This window comes from Okeania sp. SIO2C2 (assembly GCF_010692625.1).
Classification (GTDB): domain Bacteria; phylum Cyanobacteriota; class Cyanobacteriia; order Cyanobacteriales; family Microcoleaceae; genus Okeania; species Okeania hirsuta.
The window spans coordinates 21,519-33,767 of record NZ_JAAHGM010000071.1; the positions used below are offsets into that span (position 1 = coordinate 21,519).

A 12,249-nucleotide genomic window follows, 5' to 3' on the forward strand; every position below is an offset into this window, starting at 1 on the left:
ACAACCTATGCAAGGATTGCTATATAGCAATCTTATTCAAGTTGTAATATTTTGGTGGCGATTAGTAGTCAGGACTCAGGAACCAGGAGTCATAATTTGCTCATGTTTTCAGCTCAGATTAACTATTATAAAAAAAAATTGTCAAAACTAATGGGCGGATACTATATTGGGATTACAGAACTGCTAAAAAAAATCTTTAACGGGACTGTATCGATCTATAGACTCATCTACTTTCTTCCTTCTACTTTCTGCAAAAAATCCTTAACTGAACTGTATTATTCATAATCCCACTCATAAGGTGAGTTTTTATTACCAACAATAGCATAAAATTCTTTGATAGTATCTTCTGTTATTTCTGTTAGCCAGCTAGTATCTAATTTAATCAATGAATTGGTTGAGTTTTGTTTTTCTTCTAGAGAATTTTTATACTTATTCATTGAGGTACGAGTTCCTGTATTTCCTGAAATTATATGATGTTCATATTTCCAATAGTCAAGCATTTCTGGCCTAAATCCTATACCTAAAAAATCGCAAACTTGTTGAACAGTTGCTGGAAGTTGAGTTGCTAACATCTCATACCTGACCAAGATTTTATTTTTATAAAAGTTGTCAAAAAAAGCTTCATTATTCGTGACTCTTTCTAGCCAAAGGTAACTAATTTCTTTAACAGTCATATTACGTCTTTTTCTGATATAAGAATTTAGCACTGCTCTACCATCACGGACTAAATGTAATAAATAAATATCAAATTCTTTCTTTAACTCTTTTAGCCGCAACATACTTGAAATCCAGTATATTGTCTTAGTAGAATCTACAATAATATCAGCAGGGGTTTTAGAAGCAATAATTGAGTAAGGACGAAATATATGATCATTAACAATTTCCCTGAAAAATTTCTCTACTTTTAAAGGAATAGCAGGAGATATTCTGGCATTTGATAACCCTAGAGAAAGATTGTGTAATTCTTTTTGACTAAACTGATGATTCCAAAAATCATCAAGTTTACCTTTCTTATTGAAGTCTGGCAAATTACTTAATTCTCCCACTGTAAAACACTGAGGATGGCTATCTAAAATTAATGACAGTAAAGTAGAACCACAATAAGCTGTTCCTAAAATAAACAGGACTTTTTTTTTCATAATAATTATGCTCCTGATTTGATTTATTTTTGTCGCCAGTACCAACGGTTTACACTGGTAATAAACTTTTGCATTTTCACCGGAAGAGTAAATTCTAATCCAGCAACTTTGTAGGGTAACTCTCCTTGCAACATATACTTTTTAGTAACTGTAAAGTTAGCCGGAATTTCTAAACCCATTTTTTTAAAGCTAGAAGCACAATTTTCTGTTAACTCTCCTCGATGAGTGCTTTCTCCAACTATAACTAAATTTTTTTCAGGGACATAAAATTTTTCTCCTTCTAGTTTTTCTTTCGGGAAATCATTCATTTCTGCTGCCTTAAAATTATAATCTGGAAAAGATTCAAACATTCTTCTGATAACTTTAACCCTAACAAATTGAGGTCTCCAAGCAGACTTCATCACCCTACCATTTGAAAAAACAGTTTCATATAATACCAAACCACTTTTTGTGACAAGCTTACTATCTTTTTTAAGAAATTTATCAGTATGAAAATAGGGTTTGGTTGCAATGACTAAAAATGAGCAAATCTGAGGATCTTCAATTGTCTTAACCAGGTTGTATATTTCTTGTGCCTCTCTATCTCTAATTCTGGCAAGATAGCGATCGTCCATGCACCAGTATATCCATTCATTATCATCTAAGTCTTGAAGCAAAGTTAAGACAGTTGCTTTAATGGGAGATTCTGTTTTAATGAATTCTATTTTATCTCCGTATTTTTTCTTGATCGATTGGGGATAGTTATCATTGTAAGGAACCCGATATGTGAAATAGTTATTTCTCCAAAGCTTCTCATAAGTTTGGATAGTATGATCAGCAAATGGCATATACTTGTCGCAGGTTAATACAACAGCTTTCATTAGTTACTTTAAAGGTTAACGTTAAGACAATGGATAAATTATTCACTTTATTATATAAATCCTATTTATGTTGTAATATTTTCCTGGTAGAGGCGATTTCCTGCGGAATACTGCTCAGATCGCGAATCGCCCGTACAGGAGTCAGGAAAAATGTGGATTATAGAGCAATACGGTTTCCTACGGAATGCTGCGCAAACAGATCAGACCAAAACTAATAAGGTACAATCTATAGACTCATGTACATTCCTTCTTCCTTCCTTCTTCCTTCTTCAAAAACTATAGAGAGACTGAACCCATTCCCATTCTCTTTGCAATCCCTCTTTCAAAGAAACTTGAGGTTGATAACCTAAAATTTTCTGTGCCTTAGAAACATCTGCACTGGTATGACGAGCATCTCCCCTCGCTTTTTCCACAAAATTTTTCTTAATTGGACGCCCCACTATTTCCTCCATCGTGTCAATAACCTCTGCCAATACAACCCGACTACCTCCACCAACATTAAATACCTCACCCACTGCTTCAGGTACTTTACCTGCTGCTAAGTTAGCTGCTATTGCATCACTAATAAAAGTAAAGTCCCTAGTTTGCTGGCCATCTCCATAAATAGAAATTGGCTCATCTTGCAAAATCCACTTAAAAAATTTATGAAAGGCCATATCAGGTCTTTGCCGGGGGCCGTATACTGTAAAGTAGCGTAAATATACGCAGGGTACACCAAAATTCTGATGATACAACTTACCTAATCGTTCTGCTGCTAACTTAGTAATTCCATAAGGGGATACTGGTTGAGGACAAATAGTCTCAGGAGTGGGAAAAGTTTCAGCATTACCATATACAGAAGAAGTAGAAGCATAAACCAATCTTTTCAAATTAGGAGCATCTTTAGCAGCTTCTAAAATTATTTGAGTAGCATTTATATTACGCTCTGTATAAGAACGAAAACCTTCACCCCAACTAGCACGAACACCTGCTTGGGCAGCTTGATGATAAATTATATCTATATCTGCTAATAACTCTGACCAATTTAAAGATTGAATATCATTTTCTATTAGTTGGAAAGCAGAATTGTCTTTAAATTGAGAAATATTCTGACGCTTCAAAGCAGGGTCATAGTAATCATTAAACTGATCGATTCCTATTACTTTTTCTCCTTGATTTAAAAGAGTTTCTGCTAAATGAGACCCGATAAACCCACCAACACCTGTTACGATAATATTAGTCATTTTTTCCTATATTCAAGTGGCTATTTTTTGCTGAAACCGGGAGTCAATTTATCCTAATGTTGAAAAAAATTAACTCTCTTCTGTTATGCTCCGTTCCATCTTATCTAAAATTTTAGTAAGCTGAATCCAGACAACTAATCCAGTTGCTACAGTTAAAGGCAAACAAATAGAATAGGCAACTAAGTTAGTAAATCCAAATAATTGTAAACTTGAGGATAAAAATATTAATGCACCACTAGCAATACCTAAATAGGGAAGCTGTAATGTTAATCCTCTCATACTAACTATATTACAAGTAGAAGGATTGGCTGACCAATCTTGAACCAGTTGCTTAATTAATTTGGCAAATACTATTCCTGAAGATAAACTCATGAATAAACCAACTGCGATTAAAAAATAGGGAGGTTGAGGGAGATTATACACAAAAAAATATTTCCTTAATTGATACTTTTTATTTCCTAAAGTAGGTTGGTTAGACTAAGCTTTTTTTGCGCTCCGCATAGTTTCTGTTTTTCATGTCGTAGTAATGCGTAGAATTTAATGGTAAAGCTTTTTTTAAAGGAGGAAAAAAACTTGGATTAACCACATTTTTTTGGTTTTCCTTCCTCAACCAAACCTACAAATATTATGCTTAACGGGACTTTGATATTTTTGAGGCTGAAAATGGCTTCAAACTCAACGGTAGCAATGAAAACACGTTACTCTGGCTAAAAATGGCTCAAATCTAGATACATCAAGAAATAGGCTATTTTGACGTTAAAGCATTATACAGCAAGGGTTTAAAACTATTTTTAAGGCATTTTTTGCTAAAGTCCCGTTAAATAATGCTAAGTCGATTTTACAAGATTTCTTGCAGAAGTCGGGGAATAGGGAATACCATTTCTCAAAAACTTTTCTACACTTTCTTAAGTAGGGGAGTAAGGGAGTGGGGGAGTGGGGGAGAAATAAACATCAGAATAATTAGCATTAATTGGCTAATAATTAGGAAATAAGTTATTAAACCTGTGTTAATTACTTAATAACTGAAGTTTCTGCCAAGTATAGCATTACTTTTGGGAACTGGTATAATAGGGAGGGAATAGGAAGATAAAACTGTTGATTTTCACAGCTTGAATTTGTTTCATTAACACTTTTGCCAGAAAGTCTATAGAAGAATTTATCTAAGAAAAACTGCTTGATTTTCGGTCATAATTTCACTTTCCCAAAATTAACCAATTTATTTTTGAAGTCGGGGAATAGGGAATAGGGAATAGGAAGATAAAACTGTTGATTTCAGAGATTGAATTTGTTTAATTAACACTTTTGCCAAAAGTATATAGAAGAATTTATCTAAGAAAAACTGCTTGATTTTCGGTCATAATTTCACTTTCCCAAAATTAACCAATTAATTTTTGAAGTCAGGGAATAGGGAATAGGGAATAGGAAGATAAAACTGTTGATTTCAGAGATTGAATTTGTTTAATTAACACTTTTGCCAAAAGTCTACAGAAGAATTTATCCAAGAAAAACTGTTTTACTTTCAGTCATCAATTCACTTTCCCAAAATTAACCAACTTCTTTTTATAGCACTACGGATTTAGGTGTTTAAAACTACTAAACCTTGTTTGCGGAGCATTTCCGCAGGAAAAAGTTAGTCAGAGATTACTTTTGACTTTTGACTTTTGACTTCTGACTTGCGCGTAGCGCTGTACCTGTAATTCAGTAATATCAAGACATCAATTAATTCATGCTTTTTTTGAGCAATAATAATTAAATTATAAGAGTCGTTGAATTACAAATTTACAGAACATTTTAGGGAAAAATTATGACTACTTATTCCTGATTTTCCTGATGATTTATCTACAAAATAAACTCTTCAATTCTGACTCCTGACTCCTGACTCCTGACTCCTCACTTGAAAATTTGTCATTGCCATTACAGAAGGTAAAATTGCAGTAGCTCTCTGTGTAGAAAATTCAGCTAGAGCACCTAAAGCAATATTAAACAAACGACTTGGTTGAAAGTCATCTTGAATTAAACCCCACAAACGACTAACTTCTTCTGTGTGAATTCGGTCGTCTTCTACCATTGCTAGTATCAATTTTTTTCGGAGAAATTCACCCTCTTCACTCAAAATATATTGTAAACCTAATTGAGCAGTAGGTAGTATATCAAAATTTTGGTCTGTCTGAGCTATGCCAATCAAATTTTCTAACCTTTGCCACTGAAACTTTCCATCTTTAAACAATACCTCAATTAACCGACGACGTAATGCTGGGGACTCACCTTTTAATAATCTTCTTGCCACATAAGGATAAGCAATATCAACTATTCTGAAATTTGGATTTAGGGAAAGAGCTAAACCCTCTTCAGTAACCAAAGAACGAATAATTAAGGCAAACTTAGCCGGAACTCGGAATGGATATTCAAACATCAACTCCGAGAACTTATCTGTAATTGTTTTAAAGTTAAAATCCTTAACTTTCTCACCCATAATGTTTCCCAGCACTATTTCTAAAGCTGGTACAATTGGCTGAATATCCACATCCGGTGCCAAAAATCCAAGTTTGACAAAATCTTTAGCCAACTCTTGATAATCCTTATTAATCAAATGAATGACTGAATCAACCAAAGTTTCTTTAGTATCCTGCTCCAATTGATCCATCATGCCAAAATCAATGTAGGCCATCCGACCATCTTTTAAGGCAAATAAGTTACCGGGATGAGGATCTGCATGAAAAAAGCCAAACTCTAGTAATTGACGTAGACCGCTAGTAACACCTACTGTAATTAGAGTGTCAGTATCAAGACCTGCTGCTTTAATTTGTTCGGTATCTAATAATTTTAGGCCATCAATCCATTCCAAGGTCAAAACATGGATGGTAGTATAACGCCAAAATATTGATGGTACTTTCACACTTGGGTCATCGGCAAAATAAGTAGCAAATCTTTCTGCATTTCGCCCTTCATTGATATAGTCAATCTCTTCAAATAGCTTTGTGCCAAATTCATCTACAATCAGAGATAAATCGTGGCCAAGATTGAGAGGCAACCAGGGAGCTAACCAACTTGCTGACCACCGCATTAAGAATAAATCGAGAGTAATAATCGGCAATAAGTTTGGTCGTTGAACTTTTACTGCTACTACTTCTCCGCTCCGAAGACGTGCCTGATAAACTTGACCCAGACTAGCTGCTGCAACTGGTCTGGGAGAAATTTCGCTATATATGTTGTTGATGTTTTGACCTAACTCTGTCTCTATGATTGAGATTGCTTTCTTATTATCAAAAGGTGGTAACTGGTCTTGTAATTTTGTCAGTTCTTCTAAAAAGTCTTTACGAATTAAATCTGGTCTTGTGGATAGTGCTTGGCCTACTTTAATAAATGTTGGTCCTAAGCGAGTTAGGATTTTTCGCAGTTGGGTAGCTCGTTCGGGAGTATCTTCAACTTTGTCATATTGCCATTTATCCCATAAAACTCCTAGTAGAAAACTAGCAAAAGACAAAACTATAACGAGAAATCTCCAAATTACTAACCAGGGACGGTAACGGTAATATTTAGCGATCGCTTCTGGGTCGTACCGTCTTGTTGAATTAAAGTGATTGTCATCCACTTTTAATATTTTCCTCTTAAATTTTATATTTTTTATTTATTGAGTTGAGTTAGAGAAGCGGTCAGCACTCAGCACTCAGCTTTGTTCATTTTTTTTAACGTGGGAGAAGGGGATACGCTACTTCTCCTAAACTATCGCTTGTGGTTGTCGGGAATTTTAACCAAAGCTGCTAAAAGTTGATAGCTAGTTACACATGACTTAAGTCTGTTTGGCTTTTCTCTGGCAAATCGCTATATATAGTGTGGCACTATAGTTTTTATTTACTACATATAGAGTTTTTGTGTAAGTCATTTGAAAAAAGGGGGTGGTATTTCACCTTGGCTTTTTTCTGGCAAATCGCTATATATAGTGTGGCACTATAGTTTTTGTTTACTATATATAGAGTTTTTGTGTAAGTCATCTGAAAAAAGGAGATGATATTTCACCTTGGCTTTTCTCTGGTAAATCGCTATATATAGATATATAGTGTGGCACTATAGTTTTTGTTTACTATATATAGAATTTTTGCATAAGTCATCTGAAAAAAGGAGATGATATTTCACCTTAGTTTTTCTCTAGCAAATCGCTATATATAGTGTGGCACTATAGTTTTTGTTTACTATATATAGAGTTTTTGTGTAAGTCATTTGAAAAATAGGAGATGGTATTTCTCCTTGGCTTTTCTGTGGCAAATCGCTATATATAGTGTGGCACTATAGTTTTTGTTTACTATATATAGAGTTTTTGCGTAAGTCATTTGAAAAATAGGAGATGGTATTTCTCCTTGGCTTTTCTGTGGCAAATCGCTATATACAGTGTGGCACTATAGTTTTTGTTTACTATATATAGGGTTTTTGTGTAAGTCATCTGAAAAAAGAAGGTGGTATTTCACAACAAAAATAACTCAAAGATATTAGCAGTTTCTAAGTAACGGGCAATTGTTATCTTTCTGTATTTAGCTATATTTCTAGAGCTTAGAGCTGAAAATTTTCCTTCATCTTTTTGTTGTTTGTTGCACCTTTTTTCTTCTTAACTAATGGCAGATTTTAAGTGATTCAGAAGGTATAAAAAAATTTATCCCTGCTGTATTAAATTAAATTTTTTTTATTTTTATTAAGTATAGTATACAAAACTACAAATTTCAAAAATAAATTTTAAAGAAATATTAAAGTTAACACTATCAAAACTTACCGAAAAATTAAGGTATAAAGCCTCTCCATTCATGGAGAAAAAAGCGGTCGATCTTCGGAGCTTCCCGTAGGGTGGGATGGCGAGGTCTCCTCGCCATATTCAATGGACCAAGAGAAGAAAAAAATTCCTTGTACAGCAGTTTTTAAATGGGTAAACCATAGTTAAAAAGTTAGGTGGTAGGTGGAGCGGTGGTAAGCGAAACAAGGACTGCAAATTCCACAATAGATGGCTGACTTTGTGGTCTACTCGAATGAAAAGCGCTGTAACCCAATCCTTTCCTTTCAAGAAGAGGTAATTCTAAATTATAAATTATAAATTATAAATTCTAAATTATTGAAGCATTTTTCCAACAAAAACACTATATATACCATAGTGCTACAGTTTTTATCTGCTATATGTAGTGTCTTGGCGTAATTCCTGACTATTAAAGTTCTTGTAAACAATCCTTCAAAGCAAATATAACTTGTTCTTGTTGTTGAGTAGAAAGTTCAGGAAACATAGGCAAGGACAAAACCTGATGACAAACTTTTTCTACCACTGGCAACTGACGGAATGCCAAAAATTTGTAAACTGGCTGTAAATGTAAAGGAGTAGGATAGTAAACCATTGAACCTATTCCTTTGTTTTGTAGCTGAATACGAATCCAATTACGCAGAGAATTAGAAAAATGAGACTTTACTGTAGCTTCTAAATCTTGACTTTTGAGCCTAATTGTGTATTGATTCCAAACACATCTACTACCAGCCAACTCTTGAGGAGGAACTACAGGAGTTATTCCACTCAGAAATTCAAAGTAACGATCTGCTAAATCCCGACGTTGCTCGTTCCAACTATCTAGATAACGTAACTTAACTTGCAGAATTGCAGCTTGTATGGTATCCAAGCGACTATTAATACCGATATGTTCATAAAAATATTTGGCAGACTGTCCATGATTTTTGAGCATCCGTACTTGGTCAGCGATCACCGAGTTATTAGTAGTTAAAGCACCTCCATCTCCAAAAGCTCCCAAATTTTTAGTAGGAAAAAAACTAAAACAACCAATATCACCAAAACTTCCTACCTTTTTGCCTAACCATTCAGCCCCTGTAGCTTGAGCACAGTCTTCTATCACTATTAAATTATCGGAACGAGCGATCGCCATTAACCTGGTCATATCTACTGGTTGACCAAATAAATGTACTGGTAAAATAGCTTTTGTTTTTTCAGTTATTGCTGATTGGAGTTGTTCAATATCTAAGTTAAAAGTCTGGGGGTCAATATCGATAAAAACTGGTGTTGCTCCCACAGCACTTATTACTTCAGCGGTAGCGAAAAAAGTGAAAGGAGTAGTAATTACTTCATCACCAGGCCCAATATTTACAGCTCGTAAAGCCATAAATAAAGCATCAGTGCCAGAGTTACAGGATACACAATGAGATACATCTATATAGTTAGCAAATTGTTGTTCAAATTCATCAACAATAGAGCCACCAATATAGCGACCAGAGCTGAGTACTTCTTGGACTCTACTGTTTATTTCTTCAGCGATTAATTTATACTGTTGTGTTAAATCTAAGGGTGGAATATTAGTCATATTAAGAGTGAGAAATTAAAGAATAAAAAGCTAGTAAAATTTCTTGATATGATAACCGACTCAGAAAATAAAGCTACTGTTAAGGTGAGTCTTGTAATAGCAATCCTAAATCATTTGTGATAATTTTATTACTTCGGTGTTTCTCCCAATATCTGTTCCCTATTCCCTATTTCCTAAAATATACAATATCTCACAATTCAAATAAGATTGCTAAAGTTGTATTTTAGCTACAATCTAAGGATAGATATTTTTTAGTATTAACTCAATCAAAACTTGGCCGAAAAATCGTGGTCTAAAGCCTCCACTTTTACCTTTTAAGGGAATAAAAAAAGAATATTCCAGATTTCAATATTTCAATGCCAATGCTTTAGCTAGAGGTACTGATAACTGATAACTGAAATGACCTAATCTATAATTTTAGGTAGTAGTATAATTCTTTTTATCTTTGATATTTTTACATCTAGAATAAATCCTTAAATTTGTTGCCAAGATAAGTAAATTTTTATTTGCCTAAGAGTAATTATAATTGTTTATGACTTAACTCATAATAGGAAAATACAATGTCAAAAGATTCTGTGATAAAAGTTGATAACAAAGAAACTGGAAAAAAAGAGAATGTGTATTGGAGTAAGCATTCAGCCGTCAGCTATTAGCTATCAGCTATTAATTTTGGAGAAGGTAAAAACAACCTTTGAAATTAAGTTTGAATAAAAATTTACTGCTAAAGTCCCATTTCTAAACCTGAGAAGTAATTATTCATTACTAATTGCTGATAGCTGACTGCTAATAACTGAATGCTAATGAATGCTTACTTTATTCATTAGACATCTCCAATAATAAAAAATCAAATCAATTATTGCACAGCAATTATCAATTCTTTTTCCCTATTCCCTACTCCCTACTCCCTCATTTGGTGGAGATGTCTATTAAAAAGCTGTTTGCGCAGCATGACCTAGGAATAGCTGACCGCTAATAGCTGAATGCTTACATTTAAAGAATCCTCATATCTGCAATTCTAATTAACTATTCCTAGCTAGGTCTTCTAAAAATTAGAGTTTCAGAATATACATTAATATAAATTAGTCATACCTCACTAGAAAGCAGAATACTTCTAGTGAGGTTCATTATGATTTTTAATAACTAGGGTTTGCTGAAAAGTCTTTTGGTGAGGGTAGGACTCAGGAGGAACAGAGAATTATATAGGAGGTAGGAGGAAGAATTGTCAAAGTTATTTTTCTGCTCTTGTCTGGCTAAAATACTGATTTTTTGAGCTTTTTAGACTGAAAAACTGACACTTTTTTCGACTTAAAAGGAACTTGGCTTTATCTGTCAATGTTTTGAGAGTTAATCAGCAAGCCCTAACTAATATAAAATTCAACATACCAATTTTATATGAAGTTGCACAGAATTATGAAATTTATTAACCTGTATGTCTTAATCTAGAGTCAACTCTGATTAAAATATTATTCTATGCAACTTCTTATGAATTTGGTATAAGTAACGAATATGATTCAATTAACAATTACAGATATAGCTATAGCTTTAGGACTTATTGCGATAGCTATTGGTCTGTCAGCTTGGCAAAAATTAGGATTAGAATGGCAACTGTTAATAGCGACAATTCGTACTATTGTACAGTTAATATTTGTTGGGTATGTATTAGAAATAGTATTTGATAATAAACAACCTTGGTTGGTGGTTGCTATGATTACTATTATGTTAACAGTTGCTTCTGTTGTAGCTAGAAATAGAATTAGTAAAAAAATACCTCGATTATTACCTTTAGTTTGGGTTTCGATTTTAACAAGTACAGTTTTAAGTATCAGTTATACAAATTTATTAGTTATTCAACCTGATACTTGGTATGAACCTCAATATTTAATTCCCTTAGTAGGAATAGTATTAGGAAATGCCATGAATACAGCAGCGATCGCTGGAGAAAGACTTGTCAGTACAATTAATTCTAGTCCAGTAGAAATTGAAACTTATTTAAGTTTAGGAGCGACTCCTCAACAGGCAGTTGCTAAATATAGAAAAGATGCTGTTCGTGCTGCATTAATACCTACTTTAAATTTAATGATGGTAGTTGGAATAGTGACGCTTCCTGGTATTGTTACTGGTCAGTTGTTAAGTGGTATTAATCCTCTAGATGCTGTGGCATATCAAATATTAATTATATTTCTTTTGGCTTTTGCAAATTTGATGACAAGTTTATTGGTTACTTATAGTTTATGTAGACAATTTTTTAATCAAGATGCACAATTACAAAATTTTTAACGGTTGATTATTTAACTAGCTATCAGCTATCAGCCTAAATTTGTCTCACTGGAATTACTGTAATTTTAATGATTTTTCCCTACACTAACCACTCCATCTTAAATTTTCAATTGTTATATTTTCTCATCCATGAGTAAGTCCTGTTTCTTCTATTTATCTATTGATTCGGATTAATTTATGACACTTGATATAACCTGTTTTTGTAATAAGATAAATTCGGATAAAGGTGAATAGCATTTTGATAATAAGTGAAAGCTTCATCTAATTTTTCTTGTTTCTCTAAAACCCACATTCCGCACGACAAACATACTACAGTACCTTTTTCCACGAAGATGGTGGAACACAGATTCTAATATTAAGAATTATAGTCAATAGTTAATGTAGTATGTATTTATACTTAAACCTTGCTCGT

General features: G+C 33.5%; 7 protein-coding genes. 1 reads left to right on the forward strand and 6 read right to left on the reverse strand.

What is annotated here, in order from left to right; genetic code table 11:
* Positions 1 to 275 precede the first annotated feature (275 nt).
* The 6 genes from F6K18_RS31110 to F6K18_RS31135 form a co-directional block, all read right to left on the reverse strand.
* The gene (locus tag F6K18_RS31110) at positions 276 to 1,139 is read right to left on the reverse strand and encodes a sulfotransferase (RefSeq protein ID WP_287526715.1); all 864 of its coding nucleotides are present in this window, start codon (positions 1,137 to 1,139) and stop codon (positions 276 to 278) included.
* 23 nt (positions 1,140 to 1,162) lie between these two features.
* Positions 1,163 to 1,999, reverse strand: coding sequence for a hypothetical protein (locus tag F6K18_RS31115; protein WP_287526716.1), 837 nt, complete (start codon positions 1,997 to 1,999; stop codon positions 1,163 to 1,165).
* Positions 2,000 to 2,268: 269 nt separating this feature from the next.
* Complete coding sequence (locus F6K18_RS31120; protein ID WP_287526718.1) at positions 2,269 to 3,222, reverse strand: NAD-dependent epimerase/dehydratase family protein; 954 nt, start codon at positions 3,220 to 3,222, stop codon at positions 2,269 to 2,271.
* Between the two features lie 69 nt (positions 3,223 to 3,291).
* Positions 3,292 to 3,594, reverse strand: coding sequence for a hypothetical protein (locus F6K18_RS31125; protein WP_287526721.1), 303 nt, complete (start codon positions 3,592 to 3,594; stop codon positions 3,292 to 3,294).
* Between the two features lie 1,483 nt (positions 3,595 to 5,077).
* On the reverse strand, positions 5,078 to 6,814 hold the full coding sequence (locus F6K18_RS31130; protein ID WP_287526723.1) for an AarF/ABC1/UbiB kinase family protein: 1,737 nt from the start codon (positions 6,812 to 6,814) through the stop codon (positions 5,078 to 5,080).
* 1,594 nt (positions 6,815 to 8,408) lie between these two features.
* Positions 8,409 to 9,560, reverse strand: a complete 1,152-nt coding sequence (locus F6K18_RS31135) for a DegT/DnrJ/EryC1/StrS family aminotransferase (RefSeq protein ID WP_287526725.1) — start codon at positions 9,558 to 9,560, stop codon at positions 8,409 to 8,411.
* A gap of 1,506 nt (positions 9,561 to 11,066) precedes the next feature.
* On the opposite strand from F6K18_RS31135, the gene fetB reads away from it, so the two are divergent.
* Positions 11,067 to 11,837 carry an ABC transporter permease gene (gene fetB / locus F6K18_RS31140; RefSeq protein WP_287526728.1) on the forward strand — a complete coding sequence of 257 codons (771 nt, stop codon included), beginning with the start codon at positions 11,067 to 11,069 and terminating at the stop codon, positions 11,835 to 11,837.
* Positions 11,838 to 12,249: the final 412 nt, after the last annotated feature.

Bases quoted from the DNA above. Each gene is read 5' to 3' on its own strand.
- F6K18_RS31110 (WP_287526715.1), bottom strand. From the start codon at position 1,139: ATGAAAAAAAAAGTCCTGTTTATTTTAGGAACAGCTTATTGTGGTTCT.
- F6K18_RS31115 (WP_287526716.1), bottom strand. From the start codon at position 1,999: ATGAAAGCTGTTGTATTAACCTGCGACAAGTATATGCCATTTGCTGAT.
- F6K18_RS31120 (WP_287526718.1), bottom strand. From the start codon at position 3,222: ATGACTAATATTATCGTAACAGGTGTTGGTGGGTTTATCGGGTCTCAT.
- F6K18_RS31125 (WP_287526721.1), bottom strand. From the start codon at position 3,594: ATGAGTTTATCTTCAGGAATAGTATTTGCCAAATTAATTAAGCAACTG.
- F6K18_RS31135 (WP_287526725.1), bottom strand. From the start codon at position 9,560: ATGACTAATATTCCACCCTTAGATTTAACACAACAGTATAAATTAATC.
- fetB (WP_287526728.1), top strand. From the start codon at position 11,067: ATGATTCAATTAACAATTACAGATATAGCTATAGCTTTAGGACTTATT.